Here is a 24,090-nt window from a genome sequence, read left to right as displayed (position 1 = left end):
CCTAACCCAAAAGTGTTGCCCGCAAATGATCGAGGATCATGGCAACCCCTTTTTGCCCCAGTTCCGCCGAGGCTTCGGGCGCACTTGCCGTGTACCAGCCGGTGTTGTCGGCGAAGCGGCCCGCATCCACCGCTTCCGGGCACAGCGCCAGCATCAGTGACGTCTCGCCGGTGCCGGCATGGTCGAACGGGTACTGGCTGTGCATTGAAGCCGGCATCAGCGGATGCACCTGTACCCAGTTGAAGAAATTGCTGCCCTCGGCGTGCTCGGCATAATAGTCAGCCATCGCCGCAGAGCCCCACCAGCCTTCGCCGCGTTCTTTCTCCAGGAAGCGGAAGATCGCTTGTCGGCCGGCGGCCTTGAAGGCGAGATCGGTTGGCATGCCGGCAGCAAAATTCTCGGTTTGGTGGTGAATGATGGCGTGGATGTTGCGGAAGCCAATGCGCAGCAAGCTGTAGAACAATTCTTCCGCAAATGGCGCCAGCACATTGCCGCCGACCTGCACCGAGCCGCTGCCTTCCGGCGCCGCAACGGCATAGCTTGCCGCGCCGTAATAGAAGGGCGGCAGAATGACGATTTCGGCCTCCGTTTCGAACAGTTCCAGGCTCTTGACCACGGCCAGCGTGTCCATGCCGACGGCCATGTGCTCGCCGTGATATTCGAGCACACCGAGCGGCAACACGACCGGCCGGTTCTCGGCGATCGCCTTGCGGATCTGGTGCGGCAGCATCAGTTCGTAGCGCATGACACCTACTCCATATTGGTGTGGCGGGCGCGCATCGCTTCCGGCGAGACGCCGGTCAGATCCCTGAGCTTCAGCACCATCACTTCGAAGAGGACGAACAGCGCGCCTTCGAACACCGAGCCCATCGGCAGGACGGATGTCTTTTCCGGACCCTGGTCGTCGGCCATGGTCTGAGCCGGGATAAGCAGCGTGAAGTCGGCCAGCTTCGCGGCAGTGCTGTCGGCTTGCGCGGTGAGCAGCAGGACGACGGCACCGGCCTCGCGCGCGACCCGCATCAAGGTCAGCACCGTCGATGTCTCGCCCGGGCCGGAGCTGGCGAGGAAGACATCGCCCGCGCCCAGCGGCGGCGTGGTCATGTCGCCGACGACCGACACCGGCAGACCGAGATGGTAGAGCCGCATGGCAAAACCCTGGACCTGCAGCGCCTCGCGGCCGCAGCCATAGGTGACGATCTTTTTCGCGCCGGCCAAGATGGCGCAAGCCGCGTCAATGCGGCTTTCGTTGATACGCTCCAGCACGGTGCCAAGCTCGCTCAGCGCAATCCCAAACAGGTTTTCGCCGTCGTCCGTCATGACATTTGCACCAGCTTGCAGGTACCGGAGAACCACATGAACATCTCAGTCACATTTGCCCCGAACAGCTTGTTTTCATTCATGCTATCACCGCGAAAATTGGTGTCCAACGACACGCAGTGCTTTTGATGCGCTACAGCCGTGATAGTGTCACGGCAAATCGTAAATGAGGAAACGACAGCATATGAAGACACGGCATTTCGACCGCATCGGCAATGGCGGCATCAACTTCACCGAGCTCGGCTTCGGCACCGCGCCGCTCGGCAATCTCTATCGCGCCGTGTCCGATGAGGATGCCAATGCCACGCTGGAGGCGGCATGGCGGGTCGGCTGCCGCTACTACGACACAGCACCGCTCTATGGGCTCGGCCTCGCAGAAACGCGGCTTAATCCGTTCCTGCGTTCGAAGAGGCGCGACGACTACGTGCTGTCGAGCAAGGTCGGGCGCATCATGCGCGCCTGCCCGCCGGAACAGCGCACCGGCATCGGCAAGTTCTTCGACACGCCGTCGCGCCGCGAGGTCTACGACTACAGCTATGACGGCATCATGCGCTCGTTCGAAGCCTCGCTGGAACGGCTCGGCGTCGACCGCATCGACATCCTCTTCGTGCACGATGTCGACATCTTCACCCATGGCAGCAAGGAAGCCTCGGACCAGCGCATCCAGGAATTCATGAGCTCGGGCTACTATGGATTGCTGGCACTGCGCGACCAGGGCGTGATCAAGGCGTTCGGCGGCGGCATCAATGAGTGGCCGGTTGCCCAGACGCTGGCCGAGCGCGGCGATTTCGACCTGTTCCTGCTTGCCGGGCGCTATACGCTGCTGGAGCAGGAGGCGCTGCAGTCTTTCCTGCCTCTATGCCAGCAACGCGGCATCGGCATCGTTCTCGGCGGGCCGTACAATTCCGGCATCCTGGCAACCGGGCCGAAGCCCGGCGCCTACTACAATTATTCGGAGGCGCCGCAGGATATCATCGACCGCGTCACCCGCATCGAGGCCGTCTGCAAGCGCCACGGCGTGCGCCTGATCGAGGCGGCACTGCAGTTCCCGCTGCTGCATCCTTCGGTCGTGTCGGTAGTCCCGGGCGGCCAGCGGCCGGGCGAAGTCGAAAGCAATCGCTCGCTGCTCGACACAAAACTGCCATCGGCGCTGTGGGCCGATCTCAAGAAAGAAGGCTTGATGCGCACGGATGCGCCGACGGCATAGCGCCGCCTTTCCAACGACCTGCGGGCACAGAAAAGAAAAACCGGATATGCCGGCTTTTCTTTTCTCTGAAAGACTTTAGGAGGGCGCTTAGTTGACCGCGTCCTTGAGGCCCTTGCCGGCCGAGAACTTCGGCACGGTGCGCGCCGGGATCTTCACTTCCGCACCGGTCTGCGGATTGCGGCCGGTCGACGCGGCGCGTTTTGACACGGTGAAATTTCCGAAGCCGACAAGCCGGACATCGCCGCCCTTTTTCAGTTCGCCGGTGATGACGGAAAACACCGCATCAACCGCCGACTGCGCGTCACCCTTCGAAATACTCGCGGCATCGGCGACAGCGGACACCAGTTCGTTCTTGTTCATAAAAATTCCCTTCCATGAGAAAACCGGAACACTCGACTCATCCGGCAGGAAACGGACTTTAGAAAGAAGCGCTCCGCCAACCAAGTCGAAAAGCGCCAAGAAAGTCGAAAAAAGCCCGGAAATCCGGGGTTCTTCACATGAAAAAGCCGGGCTCAAGGCCCGGCTCTCTCTTTGTGCATTGCAACTTTAGCAAGAACTAATGCGCCAGCGATTTACCAGCCTCGTCTCCGACATCGACCACGGCCGGCGCATTGACGGGTTCGACCCACTGGATCGGTTCCGGCATGCGCACCAGCGCATGGCGCAACACTTCGCCAACGCGTGAGACCGGAATGATCTCCATGCCGCTCTTCACGTTCTCCGGAATCTCCGCCAGATCCTTGGCGTTCTCTTCCGGGATCAGCACCTTCTTGATGCCGCCGCGCAGTGCGGCAAGCAGCTTTTCCTTAAGGCCGCCGATCGGCAGCACCCTGCCGCGCAGCGTGATCTCGCCGGTCATCGCCACATCGGCCTTGACCGGGATACCGGTCAACACCGAGACGATCGCCGTCGCCATCGCCACGCCAGCCGACGGTCCGTCCTTAGGCGTTGCGCCTTCTGGCACGTGCACGTGGATATCGCGCTTGTCGAACAGCGGCGGCTCGACGCCGAAATCGATGGCCCGCGAGCGGACGTAAGAGGCCGCCGCCGAGATCGATTCCTTCATCACGTCGCGCAGATTGCCGGTCACCGTCATGCGGCCCTTGCCGGGCATCATGACGCCTTCCACCGTCAACAGCTCGCCGCCGACTTCCGTCCAGGCGAGCCCGGTGACCACGCCGACCTGATCGTCGCTCTCGACCTGGCCGAAGCGAAAGCGCGGAACACCAAGGTAATCGGCAAGATTGTCCGCCGTGATGTTGATCGTCTTCTTCTTTGTCTTCAGGATCTCGGTCACCGCCTTGCGCCCGAGCTTCATCAGCTCGCGCTCCAGGCTCCTGACGCCCGCTTCACGGGTGTAGGTCTGGATGATGCCGCGGATCGCGTCCTCGCCGACGGAGAACTCCTTCGGCTGCAACGCGTGATCGCGGATCACCTTGGGCATCAGGTGACGCTTGGCGATTTCGATCTTCTCGTCCTCGGTGTAACCGGCGATACGGATGATCTCCATGCGGTCCATCAAGGGCGCAGGGATGTTCAGCGTGTTCGCCGTCGTCACGAACATCACGCTCGACAGGTCGTATTCGACCTCGAGGTAATGGTCCATGAACGTCGAGTTCTGCTCGGGATCGAGCACCTCGAGCAAAGCCGATGACGGATCGCCGCGGAAATCCTGGCCCATCTTGTCGATCTCGTCGAGCAGGAAGAGCGGGTTGGATTTCTTCGCCTTCTTCATCGACTGGATGACCTTGCCGGGCATCGAGCCGATATAGGTGCGGCGGTGACCACGGATCTCGGCCTCGTCGCGCACGCCGCCCAGCGCCATGCGGATGAACTCACGACCGGTCGCCTTGGCGATCGACTTGCCGAGCGAGGTCTTGCCGACGCCGGGAGGTCCGACGAGGCACAGGATCGGCCCCTTCAGCTTCTTCTGGCGGCTCTGCACGGCGAGGTATTCGACGATGCGGTCCTTGACCTTGTCGAGGCCGAAATGATCCGTATCGAGCACGTTCTGGGCAAAGGCCAGATCCTGCTTGACCTTGGAGTTCCTGCCCCACGGGATCGACAGCAGCCAGTCGAGATAGTTGCGCACGACGGTCGATTCAGCCGACATCGGCGACATCGTCCGCAGCTTCTTCAGTTCGGCTTCCGCCTTTTCGCGGGCCTCCTTGGAGAGCTTGGTCTTCTTGATGCGCGCCTCGATCTCGGCGGCCTCGTCGCGGCCGTCCTCGCCTTCGCCGAGCTCCTTCTGGATCGCCTTCATCTGCTCGTTGAGGTAGTATTCGCGCTGCGTCTTCTCCATCTGGCGCTTGACGCGCGAGCGGATGCGCTTCTCGACCTGGAGCACCGAGATTTCGGCTTCCATGAAGCCCATCGCCTTCTCCAGCCGTTCCTTGACGGAAAGCGTGGCGAGCATCTCCTGCTTCTCGGGGATCTTGATGGCAAGATGCGAAGCGACCGTGTCGGCGAGCTTGGAATAGTCGTCGATCTGGCTGGCGGCACCCACCACTTCGGGCGAGATCTTCTTGTTCAGCTTGACGTAGTTCTCGAAGTCGGTGACGACGGAACGGGCCAGCGCCTCGACCTCGACCTCTTCCTCTTCCGGTTCGACCAGCGCCGCAGCACGGGCCTCATGGAAGTCGGGACGGTCGGTGAACGCGACGATTTTCGCGCGCGAGGCGCCTTCGACCAGCACCTTCACGGTGCCGTCCGGCAGTTTCAGCAACTGCAGCACATTGGCGAGCGTGCCGATGTCAAAGATGGCATCGGGCTCCGGATCGTCGTCGGCGGCATTCATCTGGGTCGCAAGCAGGATCTGCTTTTCCTGACCCATCACTTCTTCCAGCGCCTTGATCGACTTTTCACGCCCGACGAAGAGCGGAACGATCATGTGCGGGAACACCACGATGTCGCGCAGTGGGAGGACTGCGAAGACGCCGTCGCTGGGAGCCTTGGATAATTTGGCCATTGTCCAACCTTTCATGTCGCGGCCGCCAATCGGCCAACCGCGAATCTCATATTAACGACCGGGGATCGTTCCGCCTACCACCGTTTGTGACGGGAGTTTTACAGCACAGAATTCGGCACCACGGCCTTCTGCCTTTAGTTGGAGGCACGGCGGGTAAAGATCAAGGGTCAACACGGTCCGTCCCTCCAATCCGCAGCCATTACGCGGCGCCGTACGCAGTGTGCGACAGCAAAACGGCGCCCTGCGGCGCCGTTTCAGAAAAATCCATTGCCGGCTCACGTCAGGCGCTGACGTTGCCCTTCTTTTCCTTCTGCTCGGAATAGATGTAGAGCGGCCTGGCGTTGCCTGACACCACCTCTTCCGAAATAACCACTTCGCGCACGCCTTCGAGCGCCGGCAGCTCGAACATGGTGTCGAGCAGAATCGCTTCCATGATCGAACGCAGGCCGCGCGCGCCGGTCTTGCGCTCGATGGCGCGCTTGGCGATCGCCGACAGCGCGTTCTCGTGGAAGGTCAGGTCAACATTCTCCATCTCGAACAGCCGCTGATACTGCTTGACCAGCGCGTTCTTCGGTTCGGTCAGGATCTGGATCAGTGCCGGCTCGTCGAGATCCTCCAGCGTCGCCAAGACAGGCAGACGGCCTACGAACTCGGGAATGAGGCCGAACTTCAACAGATCCTCAGGCTCGACCAGGCGGAAAACATCGCCGGTGCGGCGATCCTCGGGCGAAGCGACGATGGCGCCGAAACCGATCGAGGTCTTCCTGCCACGATCCGAGATGATCTTGTCCAGGCCGGCGAAAGCGCCGCCGCAGATGAACAGGATGTTGGCGGTGTCGACCTGCAGGAATTCCTGCTGCGGATGCTTCCGGCCGCCCTGCGGCGGCACGGAGGCGACAGTGCCTTCCATGATCTTCAAAAGTGCCTGCTGCACGCCCTCGCCCGACACATCGCGGGTGATCGAGGGATTGTCCGACTTGCGCGAGATCTTGTCGATCTCGTCGATATAGACAATGCCGCGCTGGGCTCGCTCGACATTGTAGTCGGCCGACTGCAACAGCTTCAGGATGATGTTCTCGACGTCCTCGCCGACATAGCCGGCCTCGGTCAGCGTCGTCGCGTCAGCCATGGTGAAGGGAACGTCGATGATGCGGGCCAGCGTCTGCGCCAGCAGCGTCTTGCCGCAACCGGTAGGGCCGATCAGCAGGATGTTCGACTTCGCCAGCTCGACGTCGTTGTTCTTGCCGGCATGGGCGAGGCGCTTGTAGTGGTTGTGGACGGCCACCGATAGCACACGCTTGGCGTAGGGCTGGCCGATGACGTAGTCGTCGAGAACCTTGAGGATTTCCTGCGGGGTCGGCACACCCTCGCGCGACTTCACCATCGAGGTCTTGTTCTCCTCGCGGATGATGTCCATGCACAGTTCGACGCATTCGTCGCAGATGAACACCGTCGGCCCGGCGATCAGCTTGCGCACTTCATGCTGGCTTTTGCCGCAAAACGAGCAATAAAGCGTGTTCTTGGAATCACCGCTGTTGTTGCCGACCTTGCTCATTTTCATGTCCTTTCATGGCCGCCCGCCGATGGTCTGGTTGAAAGGGCGCATATTCAATCTATCGCGGGAATCCGCCGCCGCCAGTGCCCCGGCTCCCGCAACGCATTCCGTACGAAACACAAATCGGAAAACGGGGCAATGATTCGAACAACCCCACGCAAAGCTAAGCCGTCGAAAATCAACATAGCCTTAACGTAGGCAATTGCACCCGTCGAGGGAACAGCCAATTGTGGCCGAAATGCCGCAAGCTGCGCCAAAAGCGCGTGATCCCGCCACTCACTGCCACCGCGGGGCCACCGCGTGCCTATAAGGCAATACCTTCGACCGGCTCACGTGACGAAATGACCTTGTCGATGAGGCCGAAATCCCTGGCCTCGTCGGCAGTCATGAAATGGTCACGGTCGAGCGTTTTTTCAATCTCATCGTAGCTCTTGCCGGTGTGCTTGACGTAAACCTCGTTGAGGCGGCGCTTCAGCTTGATGATGTCCTGGGCATGGCGCTCGATATCGGAGGCCTGGCCCTGGAAGCCGCCGGACGGCTGGTGGACCATGATGCGGGCGTTCGGCGTCGCAAAGCGCATGTCCTTGTGGCCCGCCGTCAAGAGCAGCGATCCCATCGATGCGGCCTGGCCGATGCACAGCGTCGACACGGCAGGCTTGATGAACTGCATGGTGTCGTAGATCGCCATGCCGGAGGTGACGACGCCGCCGGGCGAGTTGATATAAAGGTTGATTTCCTTCTTCGGATTCTCCGCCTCGAGGAACAGCAGCTGCGCGCAGACCAGCGTCGCCATGCCGTCCTCGACCGGGCCGGTGATGAAAATGATGCGCTCCTTGAGGAGCCGCGAGAAAATGTCATAGGCCCGCTCGCCGCGATTGGTCTGTTCGACCACCATCGGAACGAGGTTCATGTAGGTTTCGACGGGGTTCTTCATGGACTATCCCTTTTTGAGGATGGGATTCCGGCGCCGGAGATTTGCAATCGGGCAGAATCGGTTCTGGATCGTTATTGTGTAAATAGGATGCCGGCTCACCCTAGCGCAAGGCCGCCTCTCCTAGCCATCCGGTTAAGTCGAATCAAGGTTTCCAAACCAAGTTTCGCCCGTCGCCGTGCCGGCAGCCCTCTCCTGCCGCCGGAAGGGACGCTCATGCTTGGCCGTTGTTTAGCAGTTTCTTAACCGCATCGCTTAACGAAAAGCGGTGAAACCGCTTTTTCCAGCCGCGGCTTGCCCTACAATCCAACGTTGAACCCGCTTCACGCAGTTCAAACAGGGGGAGTGCGATGATCAGGAAAACTGCTTCCTTGGCTCTTACCGGCATCGCCGTACTCGGCATGGCATCCGAAACGGCTGCCAGCGGACGCGCGGTTGAATGCTACGAGAAGGTCAACCGGCCGGCCGTCTACGACACGGTCTATGAGGACGTGCTCGTCAGTCCGGCCGGCCAGCAGGTGGAATACGAGGCGCCAATCTACGGGACGCGCGAGCGCGTGGTGCAGATCGCGCCGGCGCGCGTCAGCTACGAGATCGTGCCCGCCATCACCCGCACCATCTACCGGTCCGTGAAGGTAGACGATGGCGGCTATTCCTGGGGCATCATTCATGGCCGCAAGGTGCTGTGCAAGGTCAGGCACAAGGCGCGCTATGAACGCGTGGCCGAGGTCGTCGTGGTTGAGCCGGAACGCCGGCGGCGCGTTGTCCTCCCCGCCGAATACGAGAGCGTCGCCGAAGAGGTGCTCGTGCGGCCGGAGCAACGGCGCATCATCGACATTCCGGCGTCTTATCAGACAGTGGCGCGCCGCGTGGTGGTCAGGGAGGGCTCATCCAGCTGGCGGCGCGTGCATATTCCGAGGCATTGCCGATACTAGGCGCTCAGGCCGCCTCCGCCCTGAGCCATTTCTTCAGGCCGTCGACATCGCCATTGCCGACGCAGGCCGCAACCCTTCTGCCAACTGCCGCGCCGAACTTGTAGCCGTGGCCGGAGCAGGCCGAGACGACCAGGCATCTGCCTTTCTGGTGGGCCAGAAATTTCTCGTCGGCGGTGAAGGTGTAGGCGCAGGTGACCACTTCGGTGACCTTGTACTCCTCGATACGGGCAATCGGCGGCGAAAACAGATTGCGGATCGCCTCACCCTCGCCCGGTACCGGTTGACGGTTCCAGTCGGCATCGCTGGTCGGTACTCGGTGCAGGCCTGAGCCGAACTTCATGCCGGCGCCGCCGGAGGGCGGGATCACGTAGCCGTCGACGGAGCCACCGACGTCGAGCACAACCGGTGCTGCCTGCCAGGCTGCCTTCAGGTCCACTGGCGGTTCGACATAGGCGAGCGCGGTGCGCCAGGTTTTCAGCTCGCCATCCAGCTCCGGGAACAGTTTTAGCACCCAGGCGCCGGCGGCGACGACGATCCGGTCGGCCTGCATCGTCTCGCCGCTCGCAAGCACGACATGTCCGGCGTCGGCGTCGATCTCGACCACCTTGCTGTTTTCGTAGACATTGGCGCCGTTCGCGCGCAGCCATCTGGCGAGGCCCGAGGCGATCTTGCGGCAGTGCAAGGCGCCACCGTCCGGTGAAAAATACGCATAGCGAAATGAACCTGGTTCCAGGAACGGCCAGCGTTCGACCGCGGCATCCGGCTCGAACAATTCGAACGGGTAGTTCCCGGTTTCCATGCCTTCGCGGTATTCCTCGGCCTCATCTCCCGGCTCGCGCGAAATACAGATGAAACCGCGTGGATCGAGATGGCTTTCACCGAGATCGGACCACATCTCGTCCCAAGCTTGATAGGCTTCGGTGATCAGCCGGCCGTAGCCCGTCCTGGCCCGATAGGCGCGGCGAATGATGCGATGGTGGTCGCCGGAGGCGGCGAGCGGATTGGGGATCGGTTCCTGCTCGACGATCGAGACGAGGTGACCGGCCTTGACCAGCGACCACGCCGTGGAAAGCCCGGCAATGCCTGCACCGACCACGATCACATTCATGAAAACCGTCCTTCCACAACCGCTTTGGTGGCTCACCTCACGGGAGGGCCAACATACGGTCTGGCACCAGACTGGCAAGCCTTGGAGCGCGCGCGTCCTTCGACGCGCAAAGGACGCTCCAACACTTGAATCTGCGCATGATCCTTTCCGAAAACCGATTCCGGTTTTCGGGGTCATGCGCTAATGGTCTGGCATGACCGAATTGAAGCCGCCGTACCTTGCCTTTGATCCAGCCACCCGCCGACTGCGGCTCGATCCGCACGAGCCGGCTTTTTTTCAGGACCCTTACGAAGCCTACGCTTACCTGCACGGTGCATCGAGCGCCATCTTCTGGGAAGAATTTGGTTTCTGGTGCTTTGGCGGCTTCGACGACGTCAACCGTCTGCTGCGCGATCGCCGCTTCGGCCGGCAGAACCCGGCCGGCATTCCGGACAGCCGGGGCATCGGCCAGGATCGCACGCATCTCAGCGCCTTCGACGGCATCGAGGCCAATTCGATGCTGGAGCTGGAACCGCCCGTCCACACACGGCTCAGAACGCTGGTCAACCGCGCCTTCGTCTCGCGCCAGGTCGAGCGGCTCAGGCCGCGCGTCGAGGCGCTGGCCAACGAACTGATCGACCGTTTCGAACCAGGGGAAGTCGACCTGCTGCCGGCGTTCGCAGCTCCCTTGCCGATCACCATCATTGCCGAGATGCTCGGCGTACGGGTCGACATGGGTCCGCAGCTGCTCGACTGGTCGCATCGGATGGTCGCCATGTACATGCATGGCCGCACCCGCGAGACGGAGGACACGGCCAATCGCGCCGCGCGCGACTTTTCGAATTTTTTGCGCGGCTACGTCGCCGAGCGGCGAAAGAGGCCGGGCGAGGATCTTCTGTCGCTGCTGATTGCGGCACAGGAGGATGGCCAGAAACTGTCGGAGGACGAACTGGTGTCCTCAGCAATCCTTTTGCTCAATGCCGGCCATGAGGCAACTGTCCACCAAACCGGCAATGCGGTGCACTCGATCCTTGCGCAAGGCGGCGACCCACGCCGCTTCTTCGCCTCGCCGGAAGCAACAGCCGCGACAGTCGAAGAGTGCCTGCGGTACGACGCGCCACTGCACATGTTCACGCGCTACGCCTATCAGGAGGTCGAGGCCGGGCCTGGGATCATCGTTCAGCCGGGCGAGACAATCGGTCTGCTGCTCGGCATGGCCAATCACGACCCGGTGGCCTTTGCCGAGCCCTTCGCCTTCAGGCCGGACCGCGCCGACCAGAAGAACGTATCGTTCGGCGCCGGCATCCATTTCTGCATCGGCGCGCCGCTCGCCCGGCTCGAATTGCAGGTGTCGCTGAAAACCTTGTTCGAGCGCTTGCCGCGGTTGCATCTTGCCGAACAGCCGCGCTTCCAAGACAGCTATCATTTCCATGGGCTGGAAACGCTCGCCGTGCGCTTTTGAGCATTCGGTCCGGCAGGCTCAGCCGCAAGGGTGATCAAAGCTTGATCACATACTCCTTGCGAGTCGTTTCAAGCACTTCCCAGCTGCCCTTAAAGCCCGGCCTCAGCACGAAACTATCGCCGGCCCCGACAGTGCGCGCATCGCCGCCGTCTTCGGCGATCACCGAGACCCCTGACAGGATGTGGCAGAACTCCCATTCATCATACTCGATGCGCCATTTGCCTGGCGTCGCTTCCCAAATGCCGGCATAGAGGCCGCCGTCCTGTTCCTCGACATTCCAGGTGCGGAATTTCGGATCGCCCGAAATCAGGCGATCCGGCGCCGGTGCGCCAAGTTCCGGTGCGACGGTGTCGACGCCGACGGAAAGAAATCTCGGCGTGGTCATGGCGATCAGACCTTGGCGAGAGCCTGTTCCAGATCGGCGACGATGTCGTTGACGTCCTCGATGCCGACCGAAAGCCTGACCGTGTCCGGCCCTGCTCCCGCGTTGATCTTCTGCTCGTCGGAAAGCTGGCGATGCGTGGTCGACGCTGGGTGGATGACCAGCGACTTGGTGTCGCCGACATTGGCCAGGTGCGAGAACAGTTCGAGCGCTTCGACGAACTTGATGCCCGCCGCGTAGCCGCCCTTCAACCCGAAGGTGAACACCGCGCCGGCGCCGAGCGGCGAGTACTTCTTCTGCAACGCATTGTTCTTGTCGTCGGGCAGGCCGGGATAGGACACCCAAGCAACCTTGGGGTGGTTGGAGAGCCACCCGGCGACCGCCACCGCATTGTCGCAGTGGCGCTGCATCCTGAGCGGCAAGGTTTCCAGACCGGTCAGGATAAGGAATGCATTGAACGGCGAAATCGCCGCGCCGATGTCGCGCAGGCCGAGCACGCGCGCGGCGATGGCGAAGGCGAAATTGCCGAAGGTCTCATGCAGGACGAGGCCGCCATATTCGGGGCGCGGCACCGACAGCATCGGATATTTGCCCGACTTCGACCAGTCGAACGTGCCGCCGTCGACAATGGCGCCGCCGATCGAATTGCCATGGCCGCCGATGAACTTCGTCAGCGAATGCACGACGATGTCGGCGCCATGCTCGATTGGCCGCAGCAGGTAGGGCGAGGCCAGCGTGTTGTCGACAATCAGCGGCAGGCCGTGCTTGCGGGCAATGTCGCCGATCTTCTCGATATCGACGAAGACGCCGCCCGGATTGGCCAGGCTTTCGATGAAGATCGCCTTGGTCCTGTCGTCGATCTGGCTCTCGAAGGTCGAGATGTCATTGGTGTCGGCCCAGCGCACCTGCCAACCGAAATTCTTGAAGGCGTGGCCGAACTGGTTGATCGAGCCGCCGTAAAGCTTTGTCGCTGAAACGAAATTGTCGCCGGGCTGCATCAGATTGTGGAAGACCAGCACCTGCGCGGCATGGCCGGAGGCGACCGCAAGGCCTGCCGTGCCGCCTTCGAGTGCCGCGATGCGCTCTTCCAGCACCGCCTGTGTCGGGTTCATGATGCGGGTGTAGATGTTGCCGAACGCCTTCAGCCCGAACAGCGAGGCGGCATGGTCGGCATCGTCGAAGACGAAGGAGGTCGTCTGGTAGATCGGCGTCGCTCGCGCCCCAGTCGCCGGATCCGGCTTGGCGCCGGCATGGACGGCGAGCGTGTTGAACCCGGGCGTGCGCTGAACCATGTCGATATTCCTCTCCTGCCCACTGATACGGCCGGCATTGTTGGCCGATCATTGGCGCGAATGCAAAGGAGAAAAATTCCAGCCGACTTGTTCCTTCGGTGCAACCGGCTCGGGCATCGCGGGCTGAGGAGAATGGATTTGCGCCTCGCAAAAGATTGGGCCGGCGTGGCTCCCCGCCACAAGCCTGCTTCGCCGGCTCGCCACCCCGCGAAGCCGCCGCCTTCTTCCATAAGCCATCCGTAAGTCCGGCTCTGTCAGCCTGCGCGTCGGCAGCAATTTACTGCCTCCGACCATGGCAACAACCATGGGACTCCCAAGCATCCGCTGATGGACAAAGGCGATTATTCAAGGAGTATCTCAATGACGCTGCTGATCAATCTGCAAAGCATCAAGTGCCTCAACGAGACCAACGAGCTTTCGGCTTCCGACGAAGTCTACGTCCTGGTGAGCGTGGCGAACATGCGCCCCACCGCGCCGGGACTGCCCGCCGTGCCGGACCTCCAGGTCTTCAGCTTCGGCATCTTCGAGGACATGGACGACGATGACGAGCATCCCGTCACCGTGAACGGGCAACCGTTCTGGGGCACGAACGGAACCCCTCAGCCCATCCAGAATCCGGCCGACGTGGCAATTGTCGTCTCGCTGATGGAGCAGGACAACGGCTCGCCAAATCAATACCGGAACCTGGTGAGCATCAGGGGGGCGGCCTCGCTTACGGCGTCGCTCGGTGACCCCGACCCGCGCAATCGCGCGGCGCGGCTAACCAGCGACATCGGCAGCGTGTTGAACGGCATCGACCTGCCGATCCCCTTCGCGCTCGACGACGACCATCTCGGCACGCAGGAGCTCAGGCTGGAGGGGGCAGACCTGATAGATTTCGGCGTCAGGGACCGGCGCATGATCATCGAAGGCGACGGCGGAACCTACGAGCTGATCTTCCGGATCACCTTCGTCGGGACGTTGCGCGACGTGCCCGGCGTCAAGGGCATCGCATCGCTGGCCCGCATTCCGGGAAGCATGGAAATCTGGTGGGCCAGCCCCAGCGGGTCGATCGAGGTCGGCTTCTGGTACGACGGTGGCCGTTGGAACCGCTATCGCCTGGCACCGGACGGAAGTGCCGCGCCTGGCACCGCCATCGCCGCCGTCTCACGTATCCCGCAAAGCATGGAGGAATGGTGGATCGGCCCAGCTGGATCGGTCGAAGCCAACTTCTGGTACGAGGGGGGCCAGCCGACCCGCTATCAGCTGGCGCCGAACGGCAGCGCCGCTCCCGATGGCGGCATCGTAGCGGTATCGCGCATCCCGAACAGCATGGAGGTCTGGTGGATCGGTCCCAACGGCTCGATCGAGGCGGCCTTCTGGTACGAAGGGGGCCAGTGGACACGTTATCAGCTGGCACCGGACGGCAGCGCGGCGCGCGGCGGCAGTATCGCAGCCGTCTCGCGCATCCCGAACAGCATGGAGGTCTGGTGGATCGGGCCCAACGGCTCGATCGAAGTCGCCTTCTGGTATGAGGGCGGCCAATGGACGCGGTATCAGCTTTCACCGGACGGCAGCGCCGCCGTCGGCGGCACCATCGCCACGCTGTCGCGCATCCCGAACAGCCTCGAGCTCTGGTGGATCGGGCCGCACGGATCGGTCGAAGCCAACTTCTGGTATGAAGGCGGCCAGCCCACCCGCTATCAGCTCGCGCCGAACGGCAGCGCCGCGATCAATGGCGGCATTGCCGCAGTTTCCCGCATCCCTGGCAGTATGGAAGTGTGGTGGACGGGGCCGAATGGGTCGATGGAGGCCGCGTTCTGGTACGAGGGCGGACAGTGGACCCGTTATCAGCTCGCGCCGGACGGCAGCGCCGCGACCAATGGCGGTATTGCCGCGGTCTCCCGTATCCCGACTAGCATGGAGCTGTGGTGGGTCGACGGCGGCGGACGGATCTCGGCCGCCTTCTGGTACGAAGGCGGACAGTGGACCCGGTACTAGCGATCGGCGGGCGGCACGATGAGGTTCCCGCTCTCCCAGATGGGGATGCGGGAACCTACTTCTGGCGAACGCCGAAACTCTGGAATCCCGGCCGCATAAGCGGCTTCTTCGACGACAGCACGCCGGAATTGACGCCGGTCCAGCCGATCTCGCCCGACAGCTTGCCATATTCGATCTTGGGGCAACGGTTCATCACCACCTTGATGCCGGCGGCTTCGGCGCGTGTGGCCGCCTCGTCATGGCGTATGCCAAGCTGCATCCAGATGACCTTCGGCAGCGGATCGAGCCGCAGCACCTCGTCGACAATGCCCGGCACGGCAGCGGACGCGCGAAACACGTCGACCATGTCGACAGGTCCCGGAACGTCGGCGAGCCTGGCAAAGGTCATCTGGCCTAGGATCTCCTTGCCGGCCTGGCCGGGATTGATCGGGAACACCGAAAAGCCCTTGCCGAGCAGATATTTCAGCACGAAATAGCTCGGCCGCACGTCATTAGCCGACGCGCCGACCATGGCGATGGTCTTCACCGAATTGAGGATGCCGGCGATATAGGCGTTGTCGTAAGCGTCGTGGTTCATGCCTCGTCCTCATACAGCGCTTCGGCGAGAAAACCATCTGGATCGTTGCAAAAATTGCGCATCATGCGGAAATGATGGGTGTCGTGAAAATCGGTCGGGTCGAGCCCGGACCGGCTGATGCGGAACAGCCGCGCGCCGGGACAGGCCATCAGCAGCGGCGAATGTGTCGCCATGATCACTTGCGCCGTGCCGGACTGGTCCATCCGCCGCAGCATCTTGAGAAGTTCGATCTGGCGCGTCGGCGACAAGGCGCTTTCGGGCTCGTCGAGGATGTAAATGCCTTGCCGGCGGCAGCGCTCCTCGAAGAATCTGATGAAACCCTCGCCATGCGACCAGGAAAGGAAGTCGGGCGGCGCCTCATGGGCGTCGATGGCAGCCTGATCTAGATAGCGGGCAACCGAATAGAAGGATTCGGCGCGAAAGAACCAGCCGGCGGTGACCTTCGGCAGCCAGTGGCCGCGCAACGTCGCCGCCAGCGCTGCGCCGCTCTTGTCGACGGCGCGGGAGTGATCGACCGGCATGTAGCCCTTGCCGCCGCCAGCCTCGTCGTAGCCGGCCAGCGCGCCGATCGCTTCGAGCAGCGTCGATTTACCGGTGCCGTTCTCGCCGACGATGATGGTGATCGGCGTGGTGAATTCGAGCTCGAATTCATGGCCGTGAAAGATCGGCAGGTCCCAGGGATATTTTTCCCAATCGACGACCCGGCTGGGCTCGATCAGGATGCGTTTCAGATAGGGCGCCTTCAGCCGCGTCAGTTGCTTGCGATGAGCCAGAGGGGAACCTCGTCAGGCCGGCAGCGAAATCGATCCGTCTTCCGCGATCGGAAAAGCCGGATTGTGCGCCACTTCCCAGACATGCCCGTCCGCATCGGCGAAATAGCCGTACCAGCCACCCCAGAAGGCCCGTTGCGCCGGCTTGACGATACGGCCGCCGGCCTTCTTGGCCAGCGCCAACACTGCATCGACCTCGGCGTCGGAGCGGGTGTTGTAGGCGAGGTAGACGGCCGACGGCGCGTTGCCGAAGGTCACGCCTGAATCCTCCTCGGCGCTTGGGCGCGGAAACAGGGCAAGGATGGCGCCACCCATCTGGAAGAAAGCAACGCCCTCGGTGATCCCGGCATGGCGGGTCAGGCCCATCGCCTCATAAAAGCGCGTGGCGCGGTCGAGATCGTCGGTGGCGATGGTGATGATGGAGATGCGCGGTTCCATATCCGCCTCCTATTCCTCCGGCCATTCCGGCTTGCGTTTGCCAATGAAGGCGCCAATGCCCTCTTCCGAATCGCGCGCCAGCATGTTCTCGACCATAACGCGCCCGGTGTAATCATAGGCCTCGGCCAGCCCCATTTCCGCTTGCTCATAAAAGGCTTCCTTGCCGATCTTGACGACCAAGGACGATTTGGACGCAATGGTTTGCGCGTATTTGGTGACAATCTGATTCAGATATTCGCGCGGCACGACGCGGTTGACCAAGCCGAATTCCTTAGCGGTTGCCGCTTCGATCGTTTCGCCGGTCAAAAGCATCTCCATGGCGTGCTTGCGCGAGACATTGCGCGACAGCGCCACCATCGGCGTCGAGCAGAACAGTCCAATATTGACGCCCGGCGTGCAGAAGGTCGCCTCGTGCGAAGCGATGGCGAGATCGCAGCTGGCGACCAGCTGCAATCCGGCCGCCGTCGCCAGGCCGTCGACTTCGGCGATCACCGGCTTGGGATGGCGAACGATCGCCTGCATCAGTGAAGCGCAGGCGGAAAACGTCTTTTCGAAGAAGGCCCTGCCGTGATCGGCATCGGCGCGGTGCGTGCTTAACTCCTTGAGGTCGTGCCCGGCGCAGAACACTTTGCCGGCCGCCCCAAGGACGATGACGCGGACGGACTTGTCGGCCTTGGCGCGGTCGAGTTCCGCCATCAGCGCCGCCATCACTGAAAGCGAAAGAGCATTGGCCGGCGGATTGGCGAGCGTCAGGCGCAACACGCCCTTATCCAGCCGGGCGGCGACCGGCCCTTCAGCAACGGCAGGCTTGATGGCGACGATTTCGGCCATGGGTCATTCCTCCGCGATTCCGGATCGGTGATGGACTAATCTAGTATGCGGGTCTCGCTTCGTCCAACACTCCGCCTCTGCCATAATGAATGGCTGTTGCCAGAAACGGCACGCTGCGCTCAAACAGGCAGGCACAACGAGAGACCGCCATGCCTGCTCAAAGCAATCTCAAGCCGGTGCTGACGGCTGCTGACGTCAACGCGCTTGTGGCGACTGTTTTCCCGCAGCTCAACGACCAGTTCACCTTCTACGAGGCGTTGGAGGTGTTTCCAGGCGGCTGTGTTGTGCGGCTCAATGCTGACGAGCGCCATCTGCGTCCCGGCGGCACCGTATCGGGTTCGGCGCTGTTCACGCTGGCCGACATAGGCGGTTATGTCTGCGTGCTCTCGCATGCCGGACCGGATGCACTTTCGGTCACCACCAGTCTCAACATCAATTTTGTCCGCAAGGCCGAGGCCGGGCCGATCGACGGCCATTGCCGCATCCTCAAGCTCGGCAAGAGCCTGATGGTGTTCGATATCGACATCGTCGCCGGCCCGGAGGGACACACGGTAGCGCACGCAACGGGCACCTATTCGATCCCGCCAAAGCGGATTGGAGATGTGGTAAAATAATACCTTGTGCTCAAATCATTGTTTTTGCTTGATTTTACCCCAGAGATGGCTTTTCACGCGCCTTGACGTGGTCGCCGCTCTCTCCTATAAGCCCTCACGGAACAGCGGCCCGCAAAGGCCGCCGTTTTGTTATTGGCGGCGGGCAAGTGCCTTTCGCCAATCCAAGCAACAAGAAACGCCTTCTTTTGAAGGTCCGAACCGAAAGCAACAATCCATGGCAACCTTTTCGCAGAAGCCTGCGGATGTGGTGAAGAAGTGGGTGCTGATCGACGCCGAGGGTCTCGTCGTCGGCCGTCTCGCCACTGTCATCGCCAATCATCTTCGCGGCAAGCACAAGCCCACTTTCACCCCGCATGTTGACGACGGCGACAATGTCATCGTCATCAATGCCGACAAGGTGGTGTTCACCGGCAAGAAGTTCACCGACAAGGTCTATTACTGGCACACCGGTCACCCCGGCGGCGTCAAGGAACGCACCGCGCGGCAGCTGCTCGAGGGCCGCTTTCCCGAGCGTGTCGTTGAGAAGGCCGTCGAACGCATGATCCCGCGCGGCCCGCTCGGCCGTCGCCAGATGAAGAATCTCCGCGTCTATGCAGGCACGGAACATCCGCATGTCGCCCAGCAGCCCGTCGTCCTCGACGTGGCCAAGCTGAACGCCAAGAACAAGAAGGTTTCGTAAGATGGCTGAGCTTTCCTCGCTCGCAGAACTCGGAACTGCCACCGGCAACACCAACACCCAGCCGGCAGCACCCGTCCATGTCCAGAAGCTCGACAAATCGGGCCGCGCCTATGCCACCGGCAAGCGCAAGAACGCCATCGCGCGCGTCTGGGTGAAGCCCGGCTCCGGCAAGATCGTCGTCAACGACAAGGTGTTCGCCGAATATTTCGCGCGCCCGGTTCTGCAGATGATCCTCAACCAGCCGATCATCGCTGCCAACCGCGCCGGCCAGTACGACATCGTTGCCACCGTCATCGGCGGCGGCCTCTCCGGCCAGGCCGGTGCCGTGCGCCACGGCATCTCCAAGGCGCTGACCTATTACGAGCCGGCGCTGCGCGCCGTGCTCAAGAAGGGCGGCTTCCTGACCCGTGACAGCCGCGTGGTCGAGCGCAAGAAGTACGGCAAGGCGAAGGCCCGCCGGAGCTTCCAGTTCTCCAAGCGCTAAGCGCTGCGAAGCTACACAGAGTTCAAAGGCCGCCTTCGGGTGGCCTTTTTCTTTGTGCCGTGCCCGTGATGTCAGAGTTCATCGGCAATGCCTTGATGAAGTCGACGAACGCCCGCAGCGGCGCCGGTACGAGGCGCCGGCCGGGATAGTAGAGGAACGGCCCGGAGAAGCTCTGCCACCAGGGTTCGAGGACGGGTTCGAGTGCACCGCTCTCGAAATGCGGGCGAAGCCAGTCCTCGAACAGCTTCACGATTCCGGTGCCGGCGATCGCTGCATCAACGGCTAAATCGGCTGCTCCGCCGATCCCCACAATCAGTGGCCCCGTCGGATCGACCCGCACCACCTCGTCGTCGCGCTCGAACTCCCATGGCGTTATCGCACCGCTGGGAAAGCGGCCGCGCAGGCAGGCGTGGCCGAGCAGGTCGCGCGGGTGTTGCGGCCGGCCATGACGATCCAGGTAGGCCGGGCTGGCGGCGGTGGCGAAGCGCTGCACGCGCGGCCCGATCGGCACGGCGATCATGTCCTGTTCCAGCCGCTCGTCGTAACGGATGCCGGCATCGCAGCCGGCCGCCAGCACGTCGACAAAGCTCTCCTCGGCGATCACCTCCAGCCGGATACCGGGATAGGCGGCAAGGAACCGCGGCACGATGCTGGGCAGGACCAGTCGCGCCGCGCTGACCGGCACATTGAGGCGCAGCGAGCCGGCCGGCCTGTCGCGAAAGCCGTTCACCACGTCCAGCGCCGACTCCACCTCGGTCAAGGCTGGACCGAGCCGCGCCAGCAAGCCTTGGCCGGCCTCCGTCAGGACGACGCTGCGCGTCGTCCGGTTGAGCAGCCTGACACCGAGCTGCGTCTCCAGGCGGCGCACCGCCTCGCTCAAGCCGGACGCACTGCCGCCGCTGGCGCGTGCCGCATCCCGAAAACCTTTGGCGCGCGCTACGGCCACGAAGGCGTTCAGATCCCCGAGATCAATCTGCATTGTTCGTCATTCCGCACAGCCCGTGCGAATTGTACCCAATTATCGCGAGATCGGACACCGTCTATCTGTGCACCATTCCCTGAAGGAGAAAGACTATGTCCAGCGTCGACCAGTCCGGCACATTCATCCTCGGCGACCGCAAAGTCAGACGGCTCGGCTACGGCGCCATGCAGCTCGCAGGGTCCGGCGTCTTCGGCCCACCAAAGGACCACGATGCGGCATTGGCCGTGCTGCGCGAAGCCGTTGCGCAGGGCGTTAATCACATCGACACCAGCGACTTCTATGGCCCACACGTCACCAATTTGTTGATCCGCGAAGCGCTCGCACCCTATCGCGACGACCTCGTTATCGTCACCAAGATCGGCGCCCGGCGCGGCCGGGACGGAGCATGGCTGCCGGCCTTCTCGGCCGACGAGCTGACCAAGGCGGTGCACGACAATCTGCGCAATCTCGGGCTCGACGTGCTGGAGGTGGTCAACCTTCGAGTCATGTTCGACGCGCATGGCCCCGCCGAAGGGTCGATCGAGGCCCCGCTTGCAACGCTTACCGAGCTTCAGCGACAGGGCCTTGTGCGTCACATCGGGCTGAGCAACGTCACCGCTGCACAAATCGCCGAAGGCCGCAGGATTTGCAAGATCGTCTGCGTGCAGAACCAGTACAATCTGGCGCATCGGGGCGACGATGCGTTGATCGACGATCTGGCCCACGGCGGCATCGCCTATGTGCCGTTCTTCCCGCTTGGCGGCTTCAACCCGCTGCAGTCGTCGACCTTGTCCAAGGTCACCGCACGCCTCGGCGCCACGCGCATGCAGGTCGCGCTCGCCTGGCTGCTTCGCCGCGCGCCCAACATTCTTCTGATCCCCGGCACGTCTTCAGTTGCGCATCTCAGGGAGAACCTCGCCGCAGGCGATCTCGCGCTGCCGGAGGATGCGCTCGAGGCGCTAGAGGGCGTGGCGATGGCCGCTTGACCTGCGCACGAGGCGCGAGGTGCCGCCAGCCGGTGTTGGAGACTAGCGAAGGCGGTGATGAGCCAATCTCCCCCCTCGTGGGGGAGATGTCCGGCAGGACAGAGGGGGGCGCGAAGGATCGCCTGCCTCTTGTTGAACCCTGCGTGACAATTGACGCCAATTGCAATCTCAATCGACCCGATAGGCTGGAGGGACAGCGCCCCCCTCTGCCCTGCCGGGCATCTCCCCCACAAGGGGGGAGATTGGCAGCGCGACCGCCGCTCCTAGTTAATGCTGGCCGTATTCGCCGGCTCGGCCGGGCCGGCATAGGGCACGCGAAAACCGTTCGCCGCCAGCCAATCGATGGCGGCCTTCGGTTCGTCGGTCTGGATGATGGTGGCGCCGCGCTCGACCCAGAAGCCATAAGTCTCGCGCGGCAGGCTGGCCGCGACCGCCAGCTCGTCGCCGCGGCCACCGGCGAGGAAGCCACCCGGCTTGTTGACGATGGCATAGGTGTCGGCCCAGATGTGCCAGTCACCCCTCACCGCCAGCGCGCGCATGCGCGGGCTGAACAGCGGGCCGCCGGTCTCGGTCAGTGTCTCGGCGCCAGCCCGCCAATTGATCAGTTCGATCGCCCGCACCGGGAACGCCCGGCTGACTTTTTCGGCAAACATGGCGTCGTGAACCGCATCGTCGGCAATGATCGGCATGAACTGGAAGCCGCCGTCGATCGCGTCCATGGCGGCCGCAACCGTGGCGATCCTCTCCGCATCCCACAGGTTCTCCTTGACGATCACCTGTTCGGCCATGCCGAGGTCGCGCGCGACCGCGACCATGCCGGCGAGGCTTTCGGTATCGAGCTTATTGTCGAGATTGATGAGGATCCTGTCCCTGGTCGCCATCAACATTTCGCGCAACGTCGAGACTGTCTCGCCCGTAAAGGCGCCGGTGCCTTCGATCACCAACCGGCACGTCTTGAGTTCGGCCAGCGTGCGCTTGACCACCTCGCCCTTGCAGTTCGTGGTGCGGTCGAGCCAGCTGTCATGCATGACGACGAACTGTCCGTCCTTCGAGCGCCTGATATCGACCTCGACGATTTCGGCGCCCATTGCAATCGACGCCTCGACGGCGGCGATCGAATTTTCGGGATAGAGCGTCTTGCCGGCCTGCATGCCGCCGGCGCGGTGCGCGGCCACCATCACATGGTCGCGCCATTGGTTGGCGTGCTCGAACCGGTCGAGAATCTGCCTGGCGCGCGTTTCGCCTGCCGATGCATGGCCAAGGGAGGCCGCCAGCGCCGCGGAAAGCAGAAGGCTCAGCCAAGTCGTTCGCATGAGACAGGTCGTTCGCATGAGAATCGCTCCGTACCGGATCGACACCCGGTTAAGCGACGCTCGTGACAGCCTAGTGAACGAAGCCGGCTTCGCAAACGCTGGAAAATCAGGTTAATGCCGGCCGAAACGGCCGTAGCGGCTACTTTCGGTTGCTAACTAGGCAATCTCCGGGCCAGCCATGCGGGGCTCTCCTGGCAAGCAAGGATTTGTGACCGGGCCGAATAGCCATGTTCTTCCGAAGGGGTCGCAATTCTGAGAATTATGGCCAATAAGGTTGCGCGTCGACGCACAGGAGATCGCTTCATGCCGCCAAGGACCATCGATCACGCCTTCACCACCCGCTCCAGGACGGGCGCGTCGTTCGAGCCGACCTATGCCGGCGCGCTGTCGTTCATGCGGCGCAAATATTCGAAGGACGTGAAGGGCGCCGATGCGGTGGTGTGGGGCATTCCCTTCGACGCGGCGGTCACCAATCGGCCGGGCGCGCGTTTCGGACCGCAGGCGATTCGCCGCGCGTCGGCCATCCTCGACAACGATCCGCAATATCCGTTTTCGCGCGACCTGTTCGAACAGCTTGCCGTGGTCGATTTTGGCGATTGCCTGCTCGACAGCGGCAATCACCAGAAGACCCCTGCCACGATCGAACGCGAAGCGGCGAGGATCCTGAAATCCGGCGCCTTTCTGCTATCGCTCGGCGGTGACCATTTCGTCACCTGGCCGCTGCTCAAGGCGCATGCCGCCATCTACGGCCCGCTGGCCCTGGTGCAGTTCGACGCTCATCAGGACACCTGGCCCGACGACGGCAAGCGCATCGATCACGGCTCCTTCGTCGGCCGTGCGGTCAAGGAGGGCATCATCGACCCCGACCGGTCGATCCAGATCGGCATCCGCACCCACGCGCCCGATACGTTCGGCATCAAGATCCTGTATGGCCATGAAGTGGAGGAAATGCGGGCGTCCGACATCGCCTATGCCATCGTCGACCGTACGGGCGGCAAGAAGACCTACGTCACTTTCGACATCGATTGCCTGGATCCGGCTTTTGCGCCCGGCACCGGAACGCCGGTAGCGGGAGGCCCGTCTTCGGCAAAGATCCTGTCGGTGCTGCGCCAGATCAACCAGGTCGATATCGTCGGCGCCGACGTCGTCGAGGTTGCGCCAGCCTATGATCACGCCGATATAACGGCAATTGCCGGCTCGATGGTGGCCATGCACTATCTCGGGCTGCTGGCGGAACGAAAGGCCCGGCTCGAGGAAATGAACCAGGGCAATCACAGCGTTGCCGGATTGAATCAGGCAAGCGGCATATAGCTAACAGGAA

24 protein-coding genes are annotated in these 24,090 nt (G+C 62.5%); 9 read left to right on the top strand and 15 right to left on the bottom strand.

From position 1 onward, the window contains the following. Nucleotide 1 precedes the first annotated feature (1 nt). Together NKJ09_RS22480 and NKJ09_RS22475 are read right to left on the bottom strand one after the other, a co-directional pair. Nucleotides 2-745 carry a creatininase family protein gene (locus NKJ09_RS22480; protein ID WP_023717331.1) on the bottom strand — a complete coding sequence of 248 codons (744 nt, stop codon included), beginning with the start codon at nt 743-745 and terminating at the stop codon, nt 2-4. Nucleotides 746-750: 5 nt separating this feature from the next. Next, complete coding sequence (locus tag NKJ09_RS22475; protein WP_023717330.1) at nt 751-1,317, bottom strand: SIS domain-containing protein; 567 nt, start codon at nt 1,315-1,317, stop codon at nt 751-753. Nucleotides 1,318-1,501: 184 nt separating this feature from the next. Between NKJ09_RS22475 and NKJ09_RS22470 the strand changes: the two genes are divergently transcribed. Beyond that, nucleotides 1,502-2,524 (top strand): aldo/keto reductase, encoded by a 1,023-nt coding sequence (locus NKJ09_RS22470; protein ID WP_352495326.1) that lies wholly within the window; start codon nt 1,502-1,504, stop codon nt 2,522-2,524. Nucleotides 2,525-2,611: 87 nt separating this feature from the next. Here NKJ09_RS22470 and NKJ09_RS22465 read toward each other — a convergent pair whose 3' ends face one another. From NKJ09_RS22465 to NKJ09_RS22450, 4 genes are all read right to left on the bottom strand, one after another. Next, nucleotides 2,612-2,884: an HU family DNA-binding protein gene (locus NKJ09_RS22465; RefSeq protein ID WP_006201846.1), complete on the bottom strand. Its 273-nt coding sequence runs from the start codon at nt 2,882-2,884 to the stop codon at nt 2,612-2,614. 196 nt (nt 2,885-3,080) lie between these two features. Beyond that, nucleotides 3,081-5,492, bottom strand: a complete 2,412-nt coding sequence (gene lon, locus NKJ09_RS22460; protein WP_023674656.1) for an endopeptidase La — start codon at nt 5,490-5,492, stop codon at nt 3,081-3,083. A 280-nt stretch (nt 5,493-5,772) separates the two neighbouring features. Beyond that, entirely contained in the window at nt 5,773-7,047 is a 1,275-nt protein-coding gene (clpX, locus tag NKJ09_RS22455; protein WP_006332719.1) for an ATP-dependent Clp protease ATP-binding subunit ClpX, read from the bottom strand. 304 nt (nt 7,048-7,351) lie between these two features. After that, nucleotides 7,352-7,981, bottom strand: a complete 630-nt coding sequence (locus NKJ09_RS22450; protein ID WP_023674655.1) for an ATP-dependent Clp protease proteolytic subunit — start codon at nt 7,979-7,981, stop codon at nt 7,352-7,354. Nucleotides 7,982-8,328: 347 nt separating this feature from the next. Here NKJ09_RS22450 and NKJ09_RS22445 point away from each other — a divergent pair, with 347 nt between their 5' ends. Beyond that, a complete protein-coding gene (locus NKJ09_RS22445) occupies nt 8,329-8,913 on the top strand; it encodes a hypothetical protein (RefSeq protein ID WP_352495325.1) in 585 nt (194 codons plus the stop codon). Between the two features lie 4 nt (nt 8,914-8,917). On the opposite strand, the gene NKJ09_RS22440 is transcribed toward NKJ09_RS22445, so the two are convergent. Next, nucleotides 8,918-10,021: an NAD(P)/FAD-dependent oxidoreductase gene (locus NKJ09_RS22440; protein WP_352495324.1), complete on the bottom strand. Its 1,104-nt coding sequence runs from the start codon at nt 10,019-10,021 to the stop codon at nt 8,918-8,920. 193 nt (nt 10,022-10,214) lie between these two features. Here NKJ09_RS22440 and NKJ09_RS22435 point away from each other — a divergent pair, with 193 nt between their 5' ends. Continuing rightward, the gene (locus tag NKJ09_RS22435; protein WP_352495323.1) at nt 10,215-11,462 is read left to right on the top strand and encodes a cytochrome P450; all 1,248 of its coding nucleotides are present in this window, start codon (nt 10,215-10,217) and stop codon (nt 11,460-11,462) included. 34 nt (nt 11,463-11,496) lie between these two features. Here NKJ09_RS22435 and NKJ09_RS22430 read toward each other — a convergent pair whose 3' ends face one another. Together NKJ09_RS22430 and NKJ09_RS22425 are read right to left on the bottom strand one after the other, a co-directional pair. After that, on the bottom strand, nt 11,497-11,847 hold the full coding sequence (locus NKJ09_RS22430; RefSeq protein ID WP_352495322.1) for a cupin domain-containing protein: 351 nt from the start codon (nt 11,845-11,847) through the stop codon (nt 11,497-11,499). Nucleotides 11,848-11,852: 5 nt separating this feature from the next. Further along, complete coding sequence (locus NKJ09_RS22425; RefSeq protein WP_352495321.1) at nt 11,853-13,136, bottom strand: O-acetylhomoserine aminocarboxypropyltransferase; 1,284 nt, start codon at nt 13,134-13,136, stop codon at nt 11,853-11,855. 360 nt (nt 13,137-13,496) lie between these two features. Here NKJ09_RS22425 and NKJ09_RS22420 point away from each other — a divergent pair, with 360 nt between their 5' ends. Further along, nucleotides 13,497-15,116: a PLL family lectin gene (locus NKJ09_RS22420; RefSeq protein WP_352495320.1), complete on the top strand. Its 1,620-nt coding sequence runs from the start codon at nt 13,497-13,499 to the stop codon at nt 15,114-15,116. Between the two features lie 55 nt (nt 15,117-15,171). Here the strand turns inward: NKJ09_RS22420 and NKJ09_RS22415 are convergent, their stop codons facing one another. The 4 genes from NKJ09_RS22415 to NKJ09_RS22400 are packed head-to-tail and all read right to left on the bottom strand — an operon-like array spanning nt 15,172 to nt 17,732. Continuing rightward, a complete protein-coding gene (locus tag NKJ09_RS22415; RefSeq protein ID WP_023717322.1) occupies nt 15,172-15,693 on the bottom strand; it encodes a CoA-binding protein in 522 nt (173 codons plus the stop codon). Next, complete coding sequence (locus tag NKJ09_RS22410; protein ID WP_352495348.1) at nt 15,690-16,466, bottom strand: AAA family ATPase; 777 nt, start codon at nt 16,464-16,466, stop codon at nt 15,690-15,692. Before NKJ09_RS22410 ends, NKJ09_RS22415 begins: the two co-directional genes overlap by 4 nt. A 12-nt stretch (nt 16,467-16,478) precedes the next feature. Further along, nucleotides 16,479-16,901, bottom strand: coding sequence for a VOC family protein (locus tag NKJ09_RS22405; protein ID WP_023717320.1), 423 nt, complete (start codon nt 16,899-16,901; stop codon nt 16,479-16,481). 9 nt (nt 16,902-16,910) lie between these two features. Next, entirely contained in the window at nt 16,911-17,732 is an 822-nt protein-coding gene (locus tag NKJ09_RS22400; protein ID WP_352495319.1) for an enoyl-CoA hydratase, read from the bottom strand. 149 nt (nt 17,733-17,881) lie between these two features. Between NKJ09_RS22400 and NKJ09_RS22395 the strand changes: the two genes are divergently transcribed. The 3 genes from NKJ09_RS22395 (at nt 17,882) to rpsI (ending at nt 19,509) form a co-directional block, all read left to right on the top strand. Next, on the top strand, nt 17,882-18,346 hold the full coding sequence (locus NKJ09_RS22395) for a PaaI family thioesterase (RefSeq protein ID WP_023717318.1): 465 nt from the start codon (nt 17,882-17,884) through the stop codon (nt 18,344-18,346). Nucleotides 18,347-18,560: 214 nt separating this feature from the next. After that, complete coding sequence (gene rplM, locus NKJ09_RS22390) at nt 18,561-19,025, top strand: 50S ribosomal protein L13 (protein WP_023674645.1); 465 nt, start codon at nt 18,561-18,563, stop codon at nt 19,023-19,025. A 1-nt stretch (nt 19,026) separates the two neighbouring features. Continuing rightward, complete coding sequence (gene rpsI / locus NKJ09_RS22385; RefSeq protein ID WP_023717316.1) at nt 19,027-19,509, top strand: 30S ribosomal protein S9; 483 nt, start codon at nt 19,027-19,029, stop codon at nt 19,507-19,509. Between the two features lie 22 nt (nt 19,510-19,531). Here the strand turns inward: rpsI and NKJ09_RS22380 are convergent, their stop codons facing one another. Further along, nucleotides 19,532-20,488, bottom strand: a complete 957-nt coding sequence (locus NKJ09_RS22380; protein WP_023717315.1) for a LysR family transcriptional regulator — start codon at nt 20,486-20,488, stop codon at nt 19,532-19,534. Nucleotides 20,489-20,583: 95 nt separating this feature from the next. On the opposite strand from NKJ09_RS22380, the gene NKJ09_RS22375 reads away from it, so the two are divergent. Next, entirely contained in the window at nt 20,584-21,456 is an 873-nt protein-coding gene (locus NKJ09_RS22375) for an aldo/keto reductase family oxidoreductase (protein WP_023717314.1), read from the top strand. Nucleotides 21,457-21,719: 263 nt separating this feature from the next. Here NKJ09_RS22375 and NKJ09_RS22370 read toward each other — a convergent pair whose 3' ends face one another. Beyond that, nucleotides 21,720-22,769 carry a glycerophosphodiester phosphodiesterase family protein gene (locus NKJ09_RS22370; RefSeq protein WP_023717313.1) on the bottom strand — a complete coding sequence of 350 codons (1,050 nt, stop codon included), beginning with the start codon at nt 22,767-22,769 and terminating at the stop codon, nt 21,720-21,722. A 303-nt stretch (nt 22,770-23,072) separates the two neighbouring features. Here NKJ09_RS22370 and speB point away from each other — a divergent pair, with 303 nt between their 5' ends. Beyond that, nucleotides 23,073-24,080 carry an agmatinase gene (gene speB, locus NKJ09_RS22365; protein WP_352481211.1) on the top strand — a complete coding sequence of 336 codons (1,008 nt, stop codon included), beginning with the start codon at nt 23,073-23,075 and terminating at the stop codon, nt 24,078-24,080. The last annotated feature ends 10 nt before the right edge of the window (nt 24,081-24,090 follow it).

Source organism: Mesorhizobium sp. M0189 (genome assembly GCF_040322135.1).
Classification (GTDB): domain Bacteria; phylum Pseudomonadota; class Alphaproteobacteria; order Rhizobiales; family Rhizobiaceae; genus Mesorhizobium.
The sequence above is the reverse complement of the archived record's forward strand: the minus strand, read 5'-3'. Positions and strand labels throughout refer to the sequence as shown.

Bases quoted from the DNA above. Each gene is read 5' to 3' on its own strand.
- NKJ09_RS22445 (WP_352495325.1), top strand. From the start codon at position 8,329: ATGATCAGGAAAACTGCTTCCTTGGCTCTTACCGGCATCGCCGTACTC.
- NKJ09_RS22435 (WP_352495323.1), top strand. From the start codon at position 10,215: ATGACCGAATTGAAGCCGCCGTACCTTGCCTTTGATCCAGCCACCCGC.
- rpsI (WP_023717316.1), top strand. From the start codon at position 19,027: ATGGCTGAGCTTTCCTCGCTCGCAGAACTCGGAACTGCCACCGGCAAC.
- NKJ09_RS22375 (WP_023717314.1), top strand. From the start codon at position 20,584: ATGTCCAGCGTCGACCAGTCCGGCACATTCATCCTCGGCGACCGCAAA.
- speB (WP_352481211.1), top strand. From the start codon at position 23,073: ATGCCGCCAAGGACCATCGATCACGCCTTCACCACCCGCTCCAGGACG.
- NKJ09_RS22415 (WP_023717322.1), bottom strand. From the start codon at position 15,693: ATGAACCACGACGCTTACGACAACGCCTATATCGCCGGCATCCTCAAT.
- NKJ09_RS22480 (WP_023717331.1), bottom strand. From the start codon at position 745: ATGCGCTACGAACTGATGCTGCCGCACCAGATCCGCAAGGCGATCGCC.
- lon (WP_023674656.1), bottom strand. From the start codon at position 5,492: ATGGCCAAATTATCCAAGGCTCCCAGCGACGGCGTCTTCGCAGTCCTC.
- NKJ09_RS22370 (WP_023717313.1), bottom strand. From the start codon at position 22,769: ATGCGAACGACTTGGCTGAGCCTTCTGCTTTCCGCGGCGCTGGCGGCC.
- rplM (WP_023674645.1), top strand. From the start codon at position 18,561: ATGGCAACCTTTTCGCAGAAGCCTGCGGATGTGGTGAAGAAGTGGGTG.
- NKJ09_RS22430 (WP_352495322.1), bottom strand. From the start codon at position 11,847: ATGACCACGCCGAGATTTCTTTCCGTCGGCGTCGACACCGTCGCACCG.
- clpX (WP_006332719.1), bottom strand. From the start codon at position 7,047: ATGAGCAAGGTCGGCAACAACAGCGGTGATTCCAAGAACACGCTTTAT.
- NKJ09_RS22420 (WP_352495320.1), top strand. From the start codon at position 13,497: ATGACGCTGCTGATCAATCTGCAAAGCATCAAGTGCCTCAACGAGACC.
- NKJ09_RS22425 (WP_352495321.1), bottom strand. From the start codon at position 13,136: ATGGTTCAGCGCACGCCCGGGTTCAACACGCTCGCCGTCCATGCCGGC.
- NKJ09_RS22405 (WP_023717320.1), bottom strand. From the start codon at position 16,901: ATGGAACCGCGCATCTCCATCATCACCATCGCCACCGACGATCTCGAC.
- NKJ09_RS22465 (WP_006201846.1), bottom strand. From the start codon at position 2,884: ATGAACAAGAACGAACTGGTGTCCGCTGTCGCCGATGCCGCGAGTATT.
- NKJ09_RS22380 (WP_023717315.1), bottom strand. From the start codon at position 20,488: ATGCAGATTGATCTCGGGGATCTGAACGCCTTCGTGGCCGTAGCGCGC.
- NKJ09_RS22470 (WP_352495326.1), top strand. From the start codon at position 1,502: ATGAAGACACGGCATTTCGACCGCATCGGCAATGGCGGCATCAACTTC.
- NKJ09_RS22395 (WP_023717318.1), top strand. From the start codon at position 17,882: ATGCCTGCTCAAAGCAATCTCAAGCCGGTGCTGACGGCTGCTGACGTC.
- NKJ09_RS22475 (WP_023717330.1), bottom strand. From the start codon at position 1,317: ATGACGGACGACGGCGAAAACCTGTTTGGGATTGCGCTGAGCGAGCTT.
- NKJ09_RS22400 (WP_352495319.1), bottom strand. From the start codon at position 17,732: ATGGCCGAAATCGTCGCCATCAAGCCTGCCGTTGCTGAAGGGCCGGTC.
- NKJ09_RS22440 (WP_352495324.1), bottom strand. From the start codon at position 10,021: ATGAATGTGATCGTGGTCGGTGCAGGCATTGCCGGGCTTTCCACGGCG.
- NKJ09_RS22450 (WP_023674655.1), bottom strand. From the start codon at position 7,981: ATGAAGAACCCCGTCGAAACCTACATGAACCTCGTTCCGATGGTGGTC.